At 42.9% G+C, this 20,381-nt stretch carries 17 protein-coding genes; all 17 read right to left on the reverse strand.

Annotated elements, in window-relative coordinates:
- Positions 1 to 59: 59 nt before the first annotated feature.
- The 17 genes from tilS to pyrH all read right to left on the reverse strand — a co-directional run bounded on the left by tilS (position 60) and on the right by pyrH (position 20,272).
- A complete protein-coding gene (gene tilS, locus M1F03_RS14345) occupies positions 60 to 1,409 on the reverse strand; it encodes a tRNA lysidine(34) synthetase TilS (protein WP_196713509.1) in 1,350 nt (449 codons plus the stop codon).
- Positions 1,410 to 1,434: 25 nt separating this feature from the next.
- A complete protein-coding gene (locus M1F03_RS14350; protein ID WP_154623765.1) occupies positions 1,435 to 2,313 on the reverse strand; it encodes a DMT family transporter in 879 nt (292 codons plus the stop codon).
- Between the two features lie 104 nt (positions 2,314 to 2,417).
- Positions 2,418 to 3,377: an acetyl-CoA carboxylase carboxyl transferase subunit alpha gene (gene accA / locus M1F03_RS14355; protein ID WP_154623764.1), complete on the reverse strand. Its 960-nt coding sequence runs from the start codon at positions 3,375 to 3,377 to the stop codon at positions 2,418 to 2,420.
- Between the two features lie 12 nt (positions 3,378 to 3,389).
- Positions 3,390 to 6,872, reverse strand: a complete 3,483-nt coding sequence (gene dnaE, locus M1F03_RS14360) for a DNA polymerase III subunit alpha (RefSeq protein WP_163862849.1) — start codon at positions 6,870 to 6,872, stop codon at positions 3,390 to 3,392.
- A gap of 11 nt (positions 6,873 to 6,883) precedes the next feature.
- A complete protein-coding gene (rnhB, locus tag M1F03_RS14365) occupies positions 6,884 to 7,477 on the reverse strand; it encodes a ribonuclease HII (protein ID WP_154623762.1) in 594 nt (197 codons plus the stop codon).
- Positions 7,477 to 8,631, reverse strand: a complete 1,155-nt coding sequence (gene lpxB, locus M1F03_RS14370; RefSeq protein WP_154623761.1) for a lipid-A-disaccharide synthase — start codon at positions 8,629 to 8,631, stop codon at positions 7,477 to 7,479. The genes rnhB and lpxB overlap by 1 nt, the downstream gene beginning before the upstream one ends.
- Positions 8,632 to 8,901: 270 nt before the next feature.
- Entirely contained in the window at positions 8,902 to 9,699 is a 798-nt protein-coding gene (lpxA, locus tag M1F03_RS14375) for an acyl-ACP--UDP-N-acetylglucosamine O-acyltransferase (protein ID WP_154623760.1), read from the reverse strand.
- Position 9,700: 1 nt separating this feature from the next.
- Positions 9,701 to 10,153: a 3-hydroxyacyl-ACP dehydratase FabZ gene (gene fabZ, locus M1F03_RS14380; RefSeq protein ID WP_004916757.1), complete on the reverse strand. Its 453-nt coding sequence runs from the start codon at positions 10,151 to 10,153 to the stop codon at positions 9,701 to 9,703.
- A gap of 130 nt (positions 10,154 to 10,283) precedes the next feature.
- Positions 10,284 to 11,321: a UDP-3-O-(3-hydroxymyristoyl)glucosamine N-acyltransferase gene (lpxD, locus tag M1F03_RS14385; protein WP_154623759.1), complete on the reverse strand. Its 1,038-nt coding sequence runs from the start codon at positions 11,319 to 11,321 to the stop codon at positions 10,284 to 10,286.
- Between the two features lie 3 nt (positions 11,322 to 11,324).
- On the reverse strand, positions 11,325 to 11,819 hold the full coding sequence (gene skp, locus M1F03_RS14390) for a molecular chaperone Skp (RefSeq protein WP_163862850.1): 495 nt from the start codon (positions 11,817 to 11,819) through the stop codon (positions 11,325 to 11,327).
- Positions 11,820 to 11,910: 91 nt separating this feature from the next.
- Positions 11,911 to 14,325 carry an outer membrane protein assembly factor BamA gene (bamA, locus tag M1F03_RS14395; RefSeq protein ID WP_154623758.1) on the reverse strand — a complete coding sequence of 805 codons (2,415 nt, stop codon included), beginning with the start codon at positions 14,323 to 14,325 and terminating at the stop codon, positions 11,911 to 11,913.
- Between the two features lie 40 nt (positions 14,326 to 14,365).
- A complete protein-coding gene (gene rseP, locus M1F03_RS14400; RefSeq protein ID WP_154623757.1) occupies positions 14,366 to 15,718 on the reverse strand; it encodes a sigma E protease regulator RseP in 1,353 nt (450 codons plus the stop codon).
- Positions 15,719 to 15,726: 8 nt separating this feature from the next.
- On the reverse strand, positions 15,727 to 16,590 hold the full coding sequence (cdsA, locus tag M1F03_RS14405; RefSeq protein ID WP_163862851.1) for a phosphatidate cytidylyltransferase: 864 nt from the start codon (positions 16,588 to 16,590) through the stop codon (positions 15,727 to 15,729).
- Positions 16,591 to 16,602: 12 nt separating this feature from the next.
- The gene (uppS, locus tag M1F03_RS14410) at positions 16,603 to 17,355 is read right to left on the reverse strand and encodes a polyprenyl diphosphate synthase (protein WP_154623756.1); all 753 of its coding nucleotides are present in this window, start codon (positions 17,353 to 17,355) and stop codon (positions 16,603 to 16,605) included.
- Between the two features lie 180 nt (positions 17,356 to 17,535).
- The gene (gene ispC, locus M1F03_RS14415) at positions 17,536 to 18,735 is read right to left on the reverse strand and encodes a 1-deoxy-D-xylulose-5-phosphate reductoisomerase (protein ID WP_154623755.1); all 1,200 of its coding nucleotides are present in this window, start codon (positions 18,733 to 18,735) and stop codon (positions 17,536 to 17,538) included.
- A gap of 142 nt (positions 18,736 to 18,877) precedes the next feature.
- Positions 18,878 to 19,435, reverse strand: a complete 558-nt coding sequence (frr, locus tag M1F03_RS14420; RefSeq protein WP_163862852.1) for a ribosome recycling factor — start codon at positions 19,433 to 19,435, stop codon at positions 18,878 to 18,880.
- Positions 19,436 to 19,543: 108 nt separating this feature from the next.
- On the reverse strand, positions 19,544 to 20,272 hold the full coding sequence (pyrH, locus tag M1F03_RS14425; protein ID WP_154623754.1) for a UMP kinase: 729 nt from the start codon (positions 20,270 to 20,272) through the stop codon (positions 19,544 to 19,546).
- Positions 20,273 to 20,381: the final 109 nt, after the last annotated feature.

Here is a 20,381-nt window from a genome sequence, read left to right on the forward strand (position 1 = left end):
TTGAGTCCTTCTATGCCCCTTATGAAAGATCACAGTCATAAGGGGTTTCTTCTTTTCATTTACTGATTAAACCGATATTCATCGAATTTGACCCAATGAAAAGCAATGCCAAGTTTATCATCATCGGCAAGGCCTTCCGGTGTAATAAAACACCCTATTGCAGTAATTAGCTGCTCATTGTAGTAAATCAGGGGAACTCTTTCTCGCATCCACGGAGGAATTCCCAGTTCTTGCCAAATTTTCTTACTGCTTCTTGAATGCATTCTCCCAACAATTTTAAGTGTTCCTTGCAAACCAAAGCGCACGGTGACTTTTTCTGTTGGTAATGGAGGACGGATTTGCCCTTCATCAGCAATGACCTCAATAATGCCTAAAGCTTCAGGTAAAATAAACGGGTCAGGATAATGCCAAGCATACTGCTGCCCCAATAACTGATTGATACGACGCACAACCCATAAAGCGCCTTGATATCGACGGATATCAATATGGCCTAATTGGCAAATAGGCTCAGCATCCTGACGAGCAAGCGCGACTTCCTGCCAAATACGGTGTAATTGATTAAAAGGCGGCATGGGTAATTGATGTAGGCCAATCCAACGTCGTAGCAATGCGTTACGTTTAGCGCTAGAACAAGGCTGTAATGCATCGATGAATAGACCACCACGATAATCCATCATGTCCTCTAGGGCATCTTGTAATAGCTCATCAAGCAAGTTTTCCTGTTCTGCGCACAAAGCCGCGCTACGTGATACGGCTTTCGCGAAATGAGGCCAACGCTGTGCCAGAACAGGCATAATATTCAATCGTAGGAAATTACGGTCATAGCGGTCATCTTGATTACTATCATCTTCTACCCACGGAAGCTGTTCTTCATTGGCATATGTCTCTAAATCATCGCGAGATATCGCTAGCAATGGACGAAGCAGGCAAGTTTGCCCGTAGTGGCCATTAAATGTCGATAATTCTGGCATCGATGAAAGCCCTGCTGGCCCGCTACCTCGTTTTAATGCCAACAGAAATGTTTCTGCTTGATCATCCAGATGTTGTGCCGTCACGATAATTTCATCTTCTAACAGCGCATCACGATAAGCTTGATAGCGAGCCTCTCGCGCAGCCGCCTCAACGCCACTATTTGTAGAATCAACCGTGACATGCGTACAAATAAAGGGAATTTCCCATTGTGCACACAAACTCGAACAGTGCGCTTCCCAAGCGTCTGCTTTCGAATTTAGCCCATGATGAATATGAATAGCGCGCACTTCAAGAAACGGTTGTTGATGTTTCTTTATTTGATAAAGAGCATGCAGTAATACCGTTGAATCAACACCACCACTAAATCCAACCAGTATTTTGCTATAGTTACCAATCTTATTGAATACGTGCTCAATGATTGTTTGTGGTAGTTTCACTCTTCGCTGCCCTTCTAAACGATGATTAATGCTTTTTAGCTTGCCCAACACATAAGATACCGGAAATAATCACTAACAACACCCCGATAATATAAGCAATTTCAAATGGGTCGCTTAGAATAACAACTAACCAAAGTACCGATAATACTGGAGATAAAAACACAATAGAGGCAATTTTAGCGGAGTGCCCCGTATTCATCGCCTTAAACCATAAAATATAGGATACGCCATTAATCAGTACCCCATTCACTATCGTTGGCCAAAGCGATGTCTCCGTGGGCAACTGAAATGCGCTGAATGAGAGTAATAATACCAATGATGTTAAGGTCGAAAAAATAAAGAGCCAAACAGTACTAATATAGGGATCGATAGAATACTGACGAGAGAATACAGACATTAACGCAAAACAAAATGCACCACTAAACACTAATAGTAAAGCTAGAGGATGTTCAACTTGCAGCTGAGTTATATGACCTTTGGTAAAGGTGATAATCACCGCGATAAAGCCGATAATCACACCGGCTATTTGCCGAGTTGCTAGCTTGTCCTTTAATAAAAAAACAGACAATAAGATAATAATTAAAGGCCAACTATACTGAATAACGAGTACGGCAATACCATTTTCAATCGAGTAGCCATAATACAAAAGCAAATAAAACAAGCAATCTAAGACACCTAAAATACACACTTTAATTAGCGTATTAGACGGCAAAATAAATAGCTTAGCAGGTTTATAACCCGCACTCATCGCGACCAATATCACCGCAATTGCTGAAATTAGGTTGGACCAAAATAAAAATTGAAAGCTATCTAAGCCCTCTTGCCCAAAACGAGAAACAATCGGAATAAAGCTCCATATCAGTACACACATTAAGGCATAGATTAAATAGTTATATTGCCTCATCCATCTCCCTTACTTAGGTTTACTTTCAATTGTTCGAGAAATCATAATAAAAAACGGGAGCTGGATAAACCAAACCCCCGTTTTTCGTGACTAGCCAACCTTAATTAGCAATAGCCGTATTCCATTAAACGCTGGTAACGACGATTTTTTAATGCTTCTTCATCAAGCTCAAGCAATTCGTCCAAATCTTCAACAATACGCGCTTTTAAAGAAGCTGAAATTTCATCGTAATTACGATGCGCACCACCTAAAGGCTCTGTCACCACATTATCAATTAATTTGAGTTCTTTAAGGCGAGGTGCGGTGATCCCCATCGCTTCTGCCGCTAATGGGGCTTTATCAGCGCTCTTCCACAGGATAGAGGCACAGCCTTCAGGAGAAATAACCGAATAGGTGCTGTATTGCAGCATATTCACTTTATCACCAACCCCAATAGCCAATGCACCACCAGAGCCGCCTTCGCCAATAACAGTACAAATGACTGGGACAGATAAGCGAGACATTTCACGCAAGTTACGTGCAATTGCTTCGGATTGACCACGTTCTTCAGCACCAACACCAGGATAAGCCCCCGGCGTATCGATAAAGGTAATAATAGGTAAATTAAAACGCTCAGCCATTTCCATTAAGCGCAATGCTTTACGGTAACCTTCTGGAGCTGGCATACCAAAATTACGGCGAATTTTTTCTTTCGTTTCACGGCCTTTTTGGTGGCCAATCACCATCACTGGACGACCATCTAAACGCGCGATGCCACCCACGATAGCTTTATCATCGGCATAAGCACGATCACCTGCCAGCTCTTGGAAATCTGTGAATATACGAGCAATATAATCTAATGTATAAGGGCGACGTGGGTGACGAGCAAGCTTAGCAATTTGCCATGCACCCAGATCAGAGAAAATCTTACGCGTCAGCTCAAGACTTTTTTCACGTAAACGAGCAACCTCGTCATCTAGGTTGACTTCTAAATTGTTGTCTTGACGGCTAACTGCAGTCAGCGAATCAATTTTCGCTTCCAATTCAGCAATTGGCTGTTCAAAATCAAGAAAATCCAGACTCATAATATTCCTATTTTAGTCAAATTCTAATTCTACCTGCTCATTACCCAGCAGAGTTCGCAGAGAGTTCAGAAGGTCATCAACGGGTGTCACACGCCAAATAACCCCAAATTTAAGTTTGGCTCTGGCGTCATCCTTCTGATAATACAAATGAACCGGAATCGTTCCTGAACGATGGGGTTCAAGAGTGCTGCGAAGTCGGTTCAGCAACTGATCATTAATTTGTTTATCTGACAGTGAAATAGCAAGTCCTCGCGCATATTTTTCCCTTGCTTCACTAATATCCATTAACTCCCGTACTGTCATTTTATTACCACCGTTAAAATCATCAAAGCTGACCTGACCGGTGGCAATCAGGATAGTGTCTTTTTCCAGCAAGTGCTGGTATTTATCTAGTGCATCTGAAAATAACATAATATCCAGACGACCGGAACGATCATCAAGCGTACAAATTCCGATTCGATTGCCGCGCTTAGTCGTAATAACTTTGGCCGAAAGTACTAAACCTACCACAGTTGTCACTTGACCACGAGGGGTTGGGTTCACATCTTTTAATCTTAAGCCATTAGTATAGCGCTCGATCTCACTTAAGTAGCGCGTTATTGGGTGCCCTGTCAAGTAAAGCCCCAATGTTTCTCGCTCGCCATCAAGTACGACTTGATCAGGCCATTTGGGTACGCTTGCGTATGAACTTTCTACTTGTTCGGGTGCTTCCGCCAGCACACCAAACATATCCGTTTGCCCGATAGCTTCTGCTTTTGCATGCTGATCAGCCGCTTTCAAAGCATCTTCTAATGAAGACATCAAGGCCGCACGATGGGGACCTAAATGATCAAATGCCCCCGCCATGATCAGTTTTTCCATAACACGGCGGTTAATTTTTTTCAGATCAACGCGAGCACAAAGATCAAATATTTCTTTAAATATACCACCTTTCTGGCGAGCTTCGATAATGGCTTCGATCGGCCCTTCACCAACCCCTTTGATAGCACCAATGCCATAAACAATTTCACCTTCATCGTTAACATGAAAATGATAAAGTCCACTATTAATATCAGGTGGTAATACTTTCAATCCCATCCGCCAACATTCGTCGACGAGACCGACAACCTTTTCGGTATTATCCATATCCGCCGTCATTACCGCAGCCATAAATTCAGCTGGATAGTGAGCTTTCAGCCACAATGTTTGATACGAAACCAGAGCATAAGCCGCTGAGTGAGACTTGTTAAATCCATAACCAGCAAACTTTTCTACCAGATCAAAGATTTTCATCGACAGTTCCCCATCGACTCCATTTTTGATCGCGCCCTCTTCAAAAACAGAACGCTGTTTCGCCATCTCTTCGGGTTTCTTTTTCCCCATTGCACGGCGCAACATATCTGCGCCACCTAGCGTATAACCCGCTAATACCTGTGCAATCTGCATAACCTGTTCTTGGTATAAGATAATACCGTAAGTTGGCTCCAAGACAGGTTTTAATGATTCATGTTGCCACTGTACGTCTGGGTATGAGATCTCTTCACGACCATGTTTACGGTCGATAAAGTTATCTACCATCCCTGATTGCAATGGACCAGGACGGAACAAGGCAACCAATGCGATCATATCTTCAAAACAGTCAGGACGTAGCCGCTTGATCAGGTCTTTCATGCCTCGGGATTCCAGCTGGAATACCGCGGTCGTTTCTGAACGTTGCAACATATCAAAACTTTTTTGATCATCCAGCGGGATTGCGGCAATGTCGATAGGCTCAAGCCCTTTCTTGGCTCGCCTTGCATTGATCATCTCTAATGCCCAGTTGATGATCGTTAGGGTACGTAACCCCAAAAAGTCGAACTTGACCAACCCCGCATATTCGACATCATTTTTATCGAACTGAGTAACTGGGTTATTACCTTCCGCATCACAATAAAGCGGCGCAAAGTCTGTAATTTTGGTGGGGGCAATAACAACGCCCCCCGCATGTTTTCCTGCGTTACGCGTGACACCTTCAAGTTTACGCGCCATATCAATCAGCGCTTTAACTTCTTCATCTGCCTCGTAAATTTCAGGTAACTGTGGTTCGGCTTCAAATGCCTTATCTAGAGTCATACCCGGATCAGGGGGAACCAATTTCGAAATCCGATCCACGAAGCCATACGGATGCCCCAATACTCGCCCTACGTCGCGGATCACCGCTTTTGCGGCCATAGTACCGAATGTAATAATCTGAGAAACGGCATCTCGCCCATACATTTGAGCAACGTGGTCAATCACCTGATCACGTTTTTCCATACAAAAGTCGACGTCAAAGTCCGGCATGGAAACACGTTCTGGGTTTAAGAATCGTTCAAAAAGGAGGTCGAACTCCAAGGGATCCAAATCGGTAATTTTCAGCGCATATGCAACAAGTGACCCCGCACCGGAACCACGCCCTGGACCGACTGGTACGCCATTATCTTTCGACCATTGAATAAACTCCATCACGATCAAAAAGTAACCAGGGAACCCCATTTGGTTAATAACGTTAAGCTCAATGTCTAAACGCTCATCATATTCAGGTCGTCTTTCTGCTCTCACTTTCTCATCAGGGAATAGAAACTCGAGGCGCTCTTCTAATCCTTCTTTTGAGCGCATAACCAAAAAGTCTTCTGTTTTCATGTCCCCAGTAGGGAATTGGGGGAGAAAGTACTCACCGAGACGAATGGTGACATTACAACGCTTAGCAATCTCTACACTATTTTCAAGCGCTTCAGGGATGTCGGCGAATAGCTCGCACATCTCTTCTTCAGTACGTAAGTATTGCTGAGGGCTATATTTTTTAGGCCTTTTAGGGTCAGATAAGGTAAATCCGTCATGGATTGCTACACGTATTTCATGAGCATCAAAATCGCTACTTTCAATAAAGCGTACATCATTCGTTGCAACAACCGGCAAACCACGCTGTGTGGCAAGCTCTACCGCCGCATGCAAATAGCTTTCTTCATCAGGCCTTCCTGTTCTAATTAATTCAAGATAATAACAACCAGGAAAGTGGGTTTCATAAAATGCTAAGCATTCATCAACCAGCGTTTGATTACCACGTAATAAAAACTGCCCGACATCCCCTTGGCGGCCACCAGACAGTAAAATCAGTCCTTCTTTATGTTTTACCAGCCAATCACGGTGAATGGTCGGGCCAATCGCACCGTAACCTTTTTGATACGCTTCTGAGATCAAAAGAGTTAGGTTTTGATACCCTTCATTGTTACGAGCCAACACGGTTAAGTGTGCGATTTCGTCGCCGAGTTGCTCGCTTTCAACAAAAAAGTCAGCCCCAATGATGGGTTTGATACCAGCACCGTGCGCTGCTCCATAGAATTTTACTAAACCGCACAGGTTCGTAAAATCGGTAATAGCAAGTGCTGGCATCCCCATTGCTGCCACTTTTTTGACTAATGGGCCAGTTTTTGCCAGCCCATCAATCATTGAATAATCACTATGAACACGTAAGTGAATAAAACGAGGTTCAGCCATCTAATTTATACTCAATTTTTCGCTTCTAATGCACGACGCACTGGAGCAAAACTCTTACGATGAAATTTTGTTGCACCAAATTGTGCGAGTTTTTCTAAATGATATGCGGTTGGATAGCCTTTATGCTTAGCAAAACCATATTCAGGGTAAGCTATATCCAACTCAACCATTTCACGATCTCTAACCACTTTGGCTAAAATGGAAGCGGCGCTGATTTCCTGAACTAAACTATCACCTTTGACGACGGCTTGTGAAGGCATCGATAATGTAGGGCAACGATTGCCATCCACTAAGACAAAATCCGGTGTCATACTTAAACCAGCAACGGCCCGCTGCATCGCCAACATTGTTGCATGCAGAATATTGAGTTCATCAATTTCTTCTGGTTCTGCTCGGCCAATACACCAACATAAGGCTTTTTCTTGGATTTCAACAAACAGCTTTTCGCGCTTTTTTTCCGTTAATTTTTTCGAATCCGTCAAACCGATGATCGGTTTGGTAGGATCTAATATGACCGCGGCGGTGACAACCGCCCCCACCAACGGACCACGTCCGACTTCATCTACGCCAGCAATTAAGTTGGCTTTAGGGTATATAAAATCCATTAATTTCGAACCAAATCCAATACAGCATCAGCCGCTTGTTTATCTGCATCGCAGCGAATCAATTGGTGAAGCTGTAAAAATGTTGCTTTTAACTGTTCCACCTGCTCCCCCCCTTCCAATAATGGAATTAACTGCTGAGCTAAATTATCAGGTTGGCACTCTTCTTGGAGCAACTCTTTAACTATTTCTTTTTCAGCCAGTAAGTTTGGCAGTGAAACATAAGGTGTTTTCACTAACCGTTTTGCTAACCAAAAAGTGAAAGGCTTCATACGGTAGCCAACCACCATCGGACACTTGGTTAACATGCATTCCAACGCAGCAGTACCCGAGGCAAGTAGGGTCGCATCCGCCGCGATCATGGCATCTCTAGCCTGCCCATCTAACAGATGAATCGTTAACTCAGGGGCGACCTGTTGACGAATCGATTCAAATTGCTCACGACGTTTTTGATTGACGAGAGGTACAACAATATGCAGGTCAATAAAGTGCTGGTGCAAAATTTTAGCGGTTTGTAAAAAATCAGCACTGAGCATTTCGACTTCAGAGTGCCGACTTCCCGGTAATAGCGCTAAACATTTTCCTTCCTCAGGTATACCAAGACGTTGTCTTGCCGCTATTTTATCGACATGAAGAGGAATTGCATCGGCCATGGTATGCCCAATAAAGCGGCACGGAACATTAAAGCGATCATAAAACGCTTTTTCAAAAGGTAAAAAAGCAAGCACTAAGTTTGTCGAGCGCCCAATTTTGAAAACACGCTTTTGTCGCCATGCCCAAACGGATGGACTAACGTAATGAATAGTTTTAATGCCTTTTGATTTTAATTTGCCTTCAAGGGTAATATTAAAATCAGGTGCATCAATACCGACAAAAATATCTGGCTGCAACTGTGTAAAGCGTTTGGTCAGGTCTTTACGAATAGAAAGTAACCGAGGGAGCCGACCTAATACTTCAACGACACCCATCACTGCCAACTCTTCCATTTCATACCAAGCTTCACAACCTTCCGCTTGCATTAAAGGCCCCGCCACGCCAACAAAACGTGCATCAGGAACTTGTTCTTTCAGTGCTCGGATAAGCCCAGCGCCGAGTATATCGCCAGATGTTTCTCCAGCAACAAGGCCGATAGTCAGTGGGCGGTTATGATTCGCCAAAATTCTCTCCTTAGGGGCTGCTTACCTTTGGTGGTCAATTTTTATTCGCATTAAACCGTTTTATCTCGACAAAAATTCTTAACATAAGAAAAACGGTTTTTATCGAACCCGAGGGCTACGCATTCTAATTTTCGGTTTAAATGAACCTAATTTTATTCAATATCATACTTGAATCATCAGCTTATTAATTCCCCTAAATCAGGGTAATAATAAACAACAAAGGTAAACAACCCCCGGCTAACGGCCTGACTTCACTCGCGTAAAGAACAATTAGCGAATAATACCACGGTTAGACTCAGCCGAGTTTTCAAGGAAATCACTGAAAACTTTTACGTGAGGATTTGCTTGAGCAAGCTCGGCAATTTCACTACGTGCTTCTTCAAGTGACTTGCCTGAACGATAAAGGGTTTTATAAGCATTACGGATCGCATGCAAAGACTCTTTATCAAAGCCGCGGCGCTTTAAGCCTTCAATGTTTAGGCCATAAGGCGTTGCATGGTTACCTTGTGCGATAACGTAAGGGGGGACATCTTGTGCCACACCAGAACAACCACCAACCATAACGTGAGCACCAATTTGACAAAACTGGTGAACAGCAGTCATACCGCCAATTATCGCGAAATCACCTAAAATAACATGGCCACCCAATGTACCGTTGTTGGCAATGATACAACGGTTACCAATAATACAGTCGTGAGCGATATGCACGTTGACCATAAATAGGTTGTCATCACCCACTTTGGTCAAGCTACCACCTTGGGTTGTGCCACGATGGATAGTCACACTTTCTCTAATCCGGTTTCTGTCACCGATTTCGACGCGTGTTGGCTCACCTTGATATTTCAGATCTTGGTTAATTTCACCAATCGAAGCAAACTGAAAGATCACATTATCACGACCAATTTTGGTATAGCCATTAATGACAATGTGAGATTTGAGCTCAGTGCCTTCACCTATTTCAACGTTAGCACCAATATAACAAAAAGGGCCAATACGAACATTGGCACCGATAATAGCTCCATCTTCGACAATCGATGAGGGATGAATACAGGCTGTTTTATCAATCATATCAGACCTCACGGCGACGGGCGCACATCATTTCAGCTTCGCAGGCCACTTCTCCATCTACTTTTGCAACACCTTTAAAACGTGCAACGCCACGACGTTCTTTAATGAACTCGACTTCGAGGATCATTTGATCTCCCGGTAATACAGGACGTTTGAAACGCGCATTATCAATCGCTGCAAAATAATACAATTCACCCGGCTCTAGTTTACCGACACTTTTAAATGCCAGAATACCTGTAGCTTGTGCCATGGCTTCTAGAATCAATACGCCTGGGAAAATCGGTTTGCCTGGAAAATGCCCTTGGAAAAATGGCTCATTAAATGAAACATTTTTTACTGCACGCAGAGATTTTCCTTTTTCAAAATCCAGTACGCGATCAACCAAAAGGAACGGATAGCGGTGTGGAAGTAGTTCTAAAATCTCTTCAATATTCAGAGTATGATTATCACTCATCGAAATACTCTTCCTGTCTATAAATACAATTTAATTAACGAATCGGCCTGCTTTAACCATAAACTTAGGTTAACTGGCAGGCCGGAAAAACGTAACTCAGTCACTTATTTTAACCTGAATTACAAAATGATTACTGTTTTTTTTGAGTTTGGCTGTCCAATTCACGTTCAACAGCTTTCAAACGCTTATTCATCTCATTGATATTCAAAACTAACGCTGCTGTTTTACGCCAAACTTTATTAGGCTGTAAAGGAATACCAGAAGAGTATACACCAGGTTCTGTGATTGGTCTCATAACCATTCCCATACCTGTGACGGTCACCTTATCACAAATTTCCATATGACCATTAATGACGCTGGCGCCACCAATCATACAGTAGCGACCTATTTTTAAACTGCCAGCCATGATAACGCCACCGGCGACAGCGGTACCCTCGCCAATATTAACGTTATGCGCTATCTGGCATTGGTTATCAATAATGACATTGCTACCAATAACCGTGTTATCCAATGCGCCACGATCAATCGTTGTGCAGGCACCAATTTCGACGCGATCACCAATAATAACTGTGCCGAGTTGCGGTATTTTAACCCAATTGCCACGGTCATTTGCGTAACCAAAACCATCGGAGCCAATCACTGTACCTGACTGGATCAAACATTGCTCACCGATTTCAACATGATGATAGATACTAACATTCGCCCAGAGACGACTACCGGCACCAATACGGGCATGTTTACCCACAAAACAACCAGCACCAATTACAACGTTATCACCAAGCACAACACCACTTTCAATAACCGCATTTGCACCTATCGCCACGTTGCTACCAACCTGCGCATCTTCAGCGATAACTGCTGAAGGGTGAATGTTTTCTGCTGGACTTGGTGTGGTATCCATGATTTGTGCCATGCGTGCATAAGCAAGGTAAGGATTATCAACCACCAGCGCTGCAACCTTACAAGCACTAAGGTCTTTAGCTGTTAACACAACCGCAGCAGCCTGACACTCTGCAAGTTTATCGCTATAACGGCTATCTGACAGGAATGTGATTTGTTGATTATTTGCTGAATACATCGGAGCAATACCGGTGATGACAATATTGCCATCACCGTGTAACTGTGCATTCAACTGCTGAGCAAGGTCAGCCAATCGAATTGAGGACATCTATTATTTAACCTGCTTTTGAACCTGACTGGTAATGTCTACGCTATCTTTTGCATAAGCAACTGCATTTGCATCGATAACCACATCATAGCCTTCTTTGGCAGCGACAGATTTAATAGAATCCTGAATACGGCTTAGGATTTTGTTACGTTCTTCCATTTGACGACGACGATTGTCTTCTTCAAATTTCTGAGCTTTTTCTGCAAACTGATCACGCTTGGTCATCAGCTCTTTTTCTTGTTTTTCACGTTCGCTTTGCTTCATTGTTGCACCGTCACGACGCAATTTTTCGACACGTGACTGTAGATCTTTTTCCAAGTTCTGCAACTCTGTCGCACGGCTTTTAAATTCGCTTTCAAGCTGTTTAGCAACGGCTTCGCGTGCTGGCATGTTTTGGAAAATTTCACCAACGTTCACGACAGCAATTTTATCTGCATAAGCACCCGCAGACATAGCCAAAGCCAGACTCACACCCGCCGCACACAACAATTTTTTCACACGAAACTCCTTAACCCATATTTATGGCTGGAAATTTTAGCTACCCTCACATTAATGTGTGAGGGCTTTCCTTAAATAGACACAGTCTAGATTACCATGTTCTACCAATATTAAATTGGAACTGTTCTGATTTATCCCCTTCGTAGTCCTTAATAGGCTGCGCATAGGAGAAGACCAGAGGTCCAAGTGGTGACATCCATTGTAAAGCAACCCCAGCGGAAGCTCGAATATTCGTCGCTTTACCATAATCAGGCATGCCTGCACGCCACTCAGGATTAATACTATTCCAATTGGTATCCCACACGGTTCCTGCATCAACAAATAATGATGTTCTCACCGTATTCGCATATTTCTCATCAATGAATGGTGTTGGTGTAATCAGCTCAAAAGACGCTGCATACATTGCGTTACCACCAACAGCATCACTCGATGGGCTACCTGGTTCTGGGCCGACTTTGCCATTCACATTTTTCAGATAAACCGCTTTTGGCCCGATGTTATTAGAGCGGAAACCACGAATAGTACTTGAACCACCCGCATAGAAGTTTTCGTAGAATGGCATTTGCTTACTGCCGATACCATCACCGAAACCTGCTTGTGCACGACCTAAGATAACCCACGTTTCATCTTCGTTGAGTGGAACGTATTGAGCGGTGTCGAAACGCAGTTTATAGTACTCGTTATCAGAGCCTGGAACAGTAATCTTACCTGAAACACTGGTTTTATTACCCGATGTTGGGAAGAAACCACGGTTCAATGAATTATAAGTCCAACCTACGTTAACAGTGAAGTCATCTGCATTAAACTTCTCTTTATTGCGGCCATCATCATTGATTGGTGGTTTATCTCCCATTGAGTAGAGGTAATCCCACATCGCGGCTTGCGGACGCATATCAGACAATGAGTTATGAACATAACCTGCGCCGAGGCGGAATGAGTTATTTTCATTGAATGGGAAGCTTAAGAAGCTATCTAAACCATAAGTCTTATTCGTATAACCAGACAGGTCTGCATCTTTTGCACGGAAGTCATTATAGAATATACGACCGCCTAAACTCACACCGTTAACGGTAAAGTAAGGATCCGTAAATGACATCTCAACGTTGGTTGAGTAATCATTTTTACTTGCGTTGATCCCAACAGCATTACCTGTTCCCAACCAGTTATCTTGGGTGACACCAACTTGGAAACTCACACCACTCTCAGTACCAAAACCGACACCAAAGTTCATGGAACCTGTATTACGTTCTTTCACTTTGTAAACCACATCGACTTGGTCTGGGCTACCTGGGATCCGTTGAGTTTCAACATCAACTGTTTCAAAGAAACCTGTACGATTGAGACGTTCTTTACCTAATTCAACTAAGTCGTTCCCCAGCCAAGCCCCTTCCATCTGACGCATTTCACGACGGAGAACAGAGTCTTTACTCGTATCATTACCTTGGAAACGAATTTGGCGAACATAGAAACGGTTACCTGCATCGATATTAACATGCAGTTTAACTGTTTTATCTTCATCATTGATTTCAGGCTGCGTCATTACACGAGGATAGGCATAACCATAACGACCGAGAAGGTCCTTAATTTTATTTTCCATACTCGTCACTTGGGTGCCGTTATACAATTCACCCGGCGTGATCGTAATGAGTTCTTGAATTTCCGTTAGATGATCTGCGGTATTACCATTAATTTCCACACCAGAGATCTTATATTGATCGCCTTCAGTGACATTAATCGTAATGTAGATATCTTTTTTGTCTGGCGTCAAGCTGACTTGAGTGGAGTCGATGTTGAAACGCGCATAGCCACGATCAAGATAGAAGCTACGCAGAGTTTCTAAGTCACCAGCCAGTTTTTGTTTTTGATATTTTTGGTCTGCCGCTAAGTTCCACCATGGTACATCATCGCGTAATTGGAATTTGTTAACCAATTCTGCCGTCGTGTAATTTTTGTTACCCACAACGTTAATCTGCTGAATTTTTGCAGACACGCCTTCAGAGAACACAAATTTTAAATCAACACGGTTACGCGGCAGTGGCGTAGCAACGGCTTTTACTGTCGCGTTGTATTTACCAACGCTATAGTAGAAGTCTTCTAGACCCTTCTCAATGTTCGCTATCGTCGTACGGTCAAGAGCTTCACCGACACGAATGTTTGATGCTTCCAAGTTTTGTTTGAGCATATCATCTTTAACAGATTTATTGCCTGTAAAAGTGATACTCGCGATGGTTGGTCGCTCTTTAACTTGAACGATCAGCGTGTTTCCATCACGCAGGACCCTAACATCTTCGAAGTTGCCGGTAGAGAATAGAGAACGGATTGAACGGCTAATATCTTCGTTATCAATCGAGTCACCTACCCTAACAGGCATGTTCAATAATGCTGCACCAACGGCGACGCGTTGTAGACCTTCGAAACGAATGTCCTTAACTACGAATCCGTCTGAACCGTATGCAGTGGCGCTGCCAAACAGCAGCGACGCTATGAGCAACTTTTTCATCGCCATCGTTGTTATGCGTATTCCTTACTGGTCCCCAGCTTACTTGTTAGAAGCGAGAGAAATCATTAAAAAGTGCAAGTCCCATTAACAGAATCAATGCCATTGCACCTATCCGATAACTAAAGTCTTGTACTCGCTCAGACACTGGACTCCCTTTAATTTTTTCAATTAACAGGAAGAGCAAGTGCCCCCCATCTAAAACAGGCAATGGAAACAAATTGATAATGCCCAAGTTCACGCTTATCAGCGCAATGAACATCAAATAATATACCAAGCCTGATTCTGCCGATACTCCCGCACCTTTAGCGATCGATATCGGTCCACTCAAGTTGTTAAGTTTGACATCCCCAACAACTAATTTACCCATCATATTGACGGTCAGTTTCATTAACTGCCATGTTTTATCGCTAGCTTGATAGATAGCAGCGAATGGTCCGTATTGCTGTACCATTCTGTATTCATCCGCTAACGGTAACACTGTTAGTTCAACTCCCGCAAATCCAATTTGCTTTCCATTCTTTCCATTTTGGCTGTCTGGCGTCAATACCAGCGCAATGACCTGATTATTTCTTTCAACCTCTAATTTCAATGGCTGATTCGGACTATTACGAATAAATCGAGTCACTGGATTCCACAGATCGACGGCTTCCCCATTTACGCTAACAATTCTATCCCCAGGTTGTAAACCCGCGCGTTCAGCCGCAAGGCCCGGTGACACTTTCGATATCACAGGGTCGATTCGAGCAGAAACAGGCATGAGCCCTATGGAAAGAACAGGGTCTTGTGTTTCAGGATCAAATTGCCATGTGGTTAAATCAACCGTTTTGGTGATAGGTTCATTAAACCCTTGAGGTATCACCTCCATCGTGAGTTCACGATCACCAATTTTTCCCACTAGCGCTAAACGAATTGCATTCCAGTCAGGCGTTTCGATACCATCAATCGATTTTAGTTCCATACCCGGCGAAATATTGGCTGTCGCCGCAATCGATCCGGATTTGACATCTTCAACCACTGGGCGTACTGACGGAATACCAATCATAAACACCACCCAGTAGACAACAATTGCTAGTAAAAAGTTCGCAATTGGTCCTGCGCTAATAATCGCGGCTCTCTGTCCAATGGTTTTATTGTTAAATGCCATATGACGACGTTCAGGTGACACATCACCGACACGCTCATCAAGCATTTTGACGTAGCCACCTAATGGGATCATGGCAATAACAAATTCAGTACCTTGTCGGTCTACCTTACGCCATAACGTTTTCCCAAACCCGATCGAAAAACGTTCGACATAAACGCCACAGCGACGTGCGATCCAAAAGTGCCCAAATTCATGTACGGTAATTAACACGCCAATGGCGATAATAAATGCCGCTAAACTCCAAAAAAAGCCCATGTCTTATCCTAGAGACCAAATCCATTAAAAACTAATAAATTTAAACCCGCAAATACTGGTATCGCTGCTGTTAGACTATCAATTCGGTCAAGAATTCCACCATGCCCCGGAATTAAATGACTACTGTCCTTAATGTCTGATTGGCGCTTAAACATACTTTCAGTCAAATCACCGAATACAGATACTACAACAACAATAATTGATGTAACTAGCAAATAATCCGGCATGACAGGGATTGGCGCGAATAAACTAAATAGCCAAGAGATGATACCTGCCGTGATTAAGCCACCGACTAATCCTTCCCACGTTTTACCGGGGGAGACTCTTGGTGCCATTTTATGGCGTCCCATCGTACGCCCAAATGCGTAGGCGCCAGAATCTGCGCCCCATACCAGCAACATAACATAGAGTAACCACCAAGCACCAAAGAAAGTGTCACTGTGGTAACCAATCGTTCTGAGTACCATCATCCCACAATAGAAAGGAATGATCGTTAACACACCAAATAGTAGGCGTATCACCACTGATTGACCCCATGTTTTTGCCGATGTCGGGAAAGTAACGACAAGCAAAATTGCCACAAGCCACCAAACAAGGCCAGCCCATAAACCATATAATATTAGCGGCTCATTCTCCAAATGTATCATGTCAGCAAAAGAGCATTGCATCGCCAATAACACGACAGCAAAAACAATCGCGAGGCCAATGCGTTTAGGTTGAGTACGCCAACCTGCAAATTGTGCCCATTCCCACGCCCCTAATGCACATACCGCGATCACCACATAACCAAAAGCAGCGGGTGACAGTAAAAAGAGCGCAGCAATGACCAGCGGTATTAACACTATCGCTGTTAGTAAACGATATTTCAGCACAATTGACCCCTTTTATTTAACGAGCTCATCATCTGACTCAGCCCCACCATAACGCCGCTCGCGTTGACTAAAAGCATTAATTGCATCCTGAAACACCATTTCATCAAAATCTGGCCACAGTACATTGGTGAAATAGAATTCCGCATAAGCAACCTGCCATAATAAAAAGTTACTGATACGATGTTCACCACCTGTCCTGATAACTAAATCAACATTATCTTGGTCATGCATGCATACATAACTATTGATTGTTTCTTCATTGATATCATCAATAGACAATTGCCCATTTTGCACGCGCTCAAAAATTTGCTTCATACTATTGGCAATATCCCAACGACCACCATAGTTTGCTGCAATATTTAACCTTAACCCAGTATTATTTGCAGTCAGTTCTTCGGCTTTTTGGATACGTTTTTGAAGGCGTTCACTAAATCGACTTTTATCACCAATAATCAATAATTTTACATTATTCTTATGCAGATTTTTGACTTCATTATCCAATGCAAAAACAAAAAGCTCCATCAGTGAACTGACTTCTTTTTCCGGCCGTCTCCAATTCTCACTACTAAAAGCATACAGTGTGAGTGAATTAATTTTATTTTTTACTGCAAAACGCACCGAATTACGCACAGACTCAACGCCAGCCTTATGCCCAGTTATTCTTAACTTACCTCGCTGTTTTGCCCAGCGCCCATTACCATCCATAATGATAGCAACATGCTTTGGCAACACTGAATTGGAGGAATTTTCACCACTAGAGTTCATTAAATAGTAATCCTTGTGTGCATAGCGTTGAGAATTCAGCATCATCATAACCGCTATTGTTGAATTTGCTGATAAGACACATCCTTAATTCTCCGCTAAATACTGACATTATCTTTCTTTTTTATAAGCGTCACATATTAAAGACTTATTGTGCTTATCAGCAACTAAATAAATCACATACTAGACTGAAAATGTCTGTCTGATTAATTGTTCAGCCTCACGACGCGCCTGATTATCGATGTCTAAGACCTCATCGATTGAAACAGGTTCAGATAAATGCAATTTTTCTAATGTAGCCAAGTTAATTTTTGCAATATCTGTGAAACGGATACGCCCTTCCAAAAAGGCTGCAACCGTTATTTCATTAGCGCCATTTAAAATTGTTGTAGCAGCCTGACCTTGATGGCATGCGTCGATAGCCAGTTTTAAGCAAGGATAACGTTGATAATCAGGCTGAACAAAAGTTAATGAAGATAGTTTAGAAAAATCTAACGGTTCGACCCCTGAAGAGATACGGCTCGGGTAAGCCATACTATAAGATATTGGTGTACACATATCGGGTGTACCTAACTGAGCAATCACACTGCCATCACGGTAACGCACCATAGAGTGAATAACTGACTGAGGATGGATGATCACTTCCATTTGCTGTTGAGATGCATTGAAGAAGTAGCAAGCCTCGATATATTCCAGACCTTTATTCATCATGGTTGCCGAATCAACAGAAATCTTACGCCCCATCGACCAATTAGGATGGTTGCAAGCCTCATCCGGTGTAACATTGTCTAAGTATGACAAAGGCGTCTCTCTAAAAGGGCCACCGGAGCCTGTCAGGATAATACTTGATATTCCAGATGCAAAGAGATCAGCAAAGCCTAAATTCAATTGAATATTTTCAGGCAAACTCTGGAAAATCGCATTATGTTCACTGTCAATTGGAAAGACTGTTGCACCATGTTGACGAATCTCATTAAAGAATAGACGACCGCTGGTAATCAACGATTCCTTATTCGCTAATAAAATTCGTTTACCTTTGCGGATGGCGGCTAGTGTAGGTAAAAGCCCAGCAACTCCCGTAATCGCTGACATAACTTGGTCGGCGTCATCAAGACCGGCTAATTGAATAGCAGCTTCGCTTCCTGAGAGAACCTCTGTTTGGCAATTATTTTCAGACAAAATTGCACGTAGTGATTGTGCGGAGGCTTCATCGGCCATTGAGGCATATTGAGGTTGAAATTCAAGACATTGATGCGCCAGCTCAGTCACATTTCGGCCTGCAACCAACGCGACGATTTGGAATTTATCGCGATTATTTCTAACAACAGAAAGTGTGCTTTTACCAATTGACCCTGTTGATCCTAGAATAGTAAGACGTTTCATTATGCGGATGCTCTGTATTTACTCAATACTGAGATTATATCAGCTTGAAAGGGAAGAAAGGATTTTTATTAGATATTTTGATATGAATGAATAAAGCCATCAAAGATTTTTCTCTTGATGGCTTTATAAGCTACAGGATAGATTAAAATTCCATCAACTCAGCTTCTTTTTGTGCTAACGCCTCATCAACTTTCTTGATGTAGCCATCAGTCAGTTTTTGAATGTCATCTTGTGAGCGACGTTCATCATCTTCGCTGATTTCTTTATCTTTCAACAATGCTTTAACTTTATCGTTAGCATCACGACGAACGTTACGTACAGCGATACGACCTTGTTCTGCTTCAGCGCGAACAACTTTGATCAGATCTTTACGACGTTCTTCCGTCAGTGGAGGAAGCGGAACACGAATAACGGTTCCAGCTGAAGATGGGTTTAAACCTAAATCCGATGCCATAATTGCTTTTTCGATCGCAGGTGACATTGAGCGATCAAAAACAGAAATAGCTAAAGTACGAGCATCTTCTACGGTGACGTTTGCTAATTGACGCAACGGTGTTGCCGCGCCATAGTAATCGACCATAATACCATCAAGTAAGCTTGGTGATGCGCGACCCGTACGCACTTTGCTGATTTGGTTTTTTAGTGCTTCAACGCTCTTTTCCATGCGGTCTTGAGCATCTTTTTTGATTTCATTAATCACGTTTTCAACCCTTAAGAACTGGTTATTAAAGGCTACTATGCAGCCTCGCTTAAATTTTCTGAATTTACATTAGATAATACAGTTAAACTCAGTTGATGTCTCTGAGTATTAATTGTGAGAAATCAGAGTTCCTTCATTTTCACCCATTACAACGCGGCGTAAAGCACCCGGTTTATTCATATTAAAAACACGGATAGGCAAGTTATGATCACGAGCTAGCGTAAATGCAGCCAAATCCATCACTTTTAATTCGCGCTCCAGCACTTCTTGATAAGTGAGAGTTTCGTACAGTACGGCATCTGGGTTCTTTGCAGGATCTGCTGAATAAACACCATCCACTTTTGTCGCTTTCAATACAACATCAGCTTCGATCTCAATACCACGTAAACAAGCAGCTGAGTCTGTTGTAAAGAATGGGTTTCCTGTTCCAGCAGAAAAAATGACAACACGGCCATGACGCAATAAACTAATAGCTTCAGCCCAGCTATAGTTATCACACACGCCGTTTAATGGGATAGCAGACATCAGTCTTGCATTCACATAAGCACGATGTAAAGCATCGCGCATGGCGAGCCCGTTCATCACAGTTGCCAGCATTCCCATATGGTCACCGACCACACGATTCATGCCCGCCTGTGCCAAACCAGCTCCACGAAACAGGTTACCACCGCCAATAACGACACCGACCTGTATACCCAGTTCTATGAGTTCTTTAATTTCCTGAGCCATACGATCTAAAACGCTAGCATCGATTCCAAAACCTTCTGCGCCTTGTAAGGCTTCGCCACTGAGCTTAAGCAGGATACGCTGATAAACGGGTTTTGCACTGGTTGCCATGGTGTTCTGTCCTACACAGATAATTTATTGGGGTAACACACGTAGAATGGTTAAAAACAGCTTCTACGTACCTTAATGATTTAATTCGTTGTCTTACTTATGAGCGATA

The sequence above is a fragment of the Providencia sp. PROV080 genome, from assembly GCF_033688105.1.
Lineage (GTDB): Bacteria > Pseudomonadota > Gammaproteobacteria > Enterobacterales > Enterobacteriaceae > Providencia > Providencia zhejiangensis.

Excerpts from the sequence above, each read along its gene's own strand:
- rseP (WP_154623757.1), bottom strand. The coding sequence starts at position 15,718 with ATGGGCTTTTTTTGGAGTTTAGCGGCATTTATTATCGCCATTGGCGTG.
- pyrH (WP_154623754.1), bottom strand. The coding sequence starts at position 20,272 with ATGGCAACCAGTGCAAAACCCGTTTATCAGCGTATCCTGCTTAAGCTC.
- lpxA (WP_154623760.1), bottom strand. The coding sequence starts at position 9,699 with ATGATTGATAAAACAGCCTGTATTCATCCCTCATCGATTGTCGAAGAT.
- bamA (WP_154623758.1), bottom strand. The coding sequence starts at position 14,325 with ATGGCGATGAAAAAGTTGCTCATAGCGTCGCTGCTGTTTGGCAGCGCC.
- lpxD (WP_154623759.1), bottom strand. The coding sequence starts at position 11,321 with ATGTCCTCAATTCGATTGGCTGACCTTGCTCAGCAGTTGAATGCACAG.
- accA (WP_154623764.1), bottom strand. The coding sequence starts at position 3,377 with ATGAGTCTGGATTTTCTTGATTTTGAACAGCCAATTGCTGAATTGGAA.
- uppS (WP_154623756.1), bottom strand. The coding sequence starts at position 17,355 with ATGAACTCTAGTGGTGAAAATTCCTCCAATTCAGTGTTGCCAAAGCAT.
- ispC (WP_154623755.1), bottom strand. The coding sequence starts at position 18,735 with ATGAAACGTCTTACTATTCTAGGATCAACAGGGTCAATTGGTAAAAGC.
- fabZ (WP_004916757.1), bottom strand. The coding sequence starts at position 10,153 with ATGAGTGATAATCATACTCTGAATATTGAAGAGATTTTAGAACTACTT.
- M1F03_RS14350 (WP_154623765.1), bottom strand. The coding sequence starts at position 2,313 with ATGAGGCAATATAACTATTTAATCTATGCCTTAATGTGTGTACTGATA.
- dnaE (WP_163862849.1), bottom strand. The coding sequence starts at position 6,872 with ATGGCTGAACCTCGTTTTATTCACTTACGTGTTCATAGTGATTATTCA.
- rnhB (WP_154623762.1), bottom strand. The coding sequence starts at position 7,477 with ATGGATTTTATATACCCTAAAGCCAACTTAATTGCTGGCGTAGATGAA.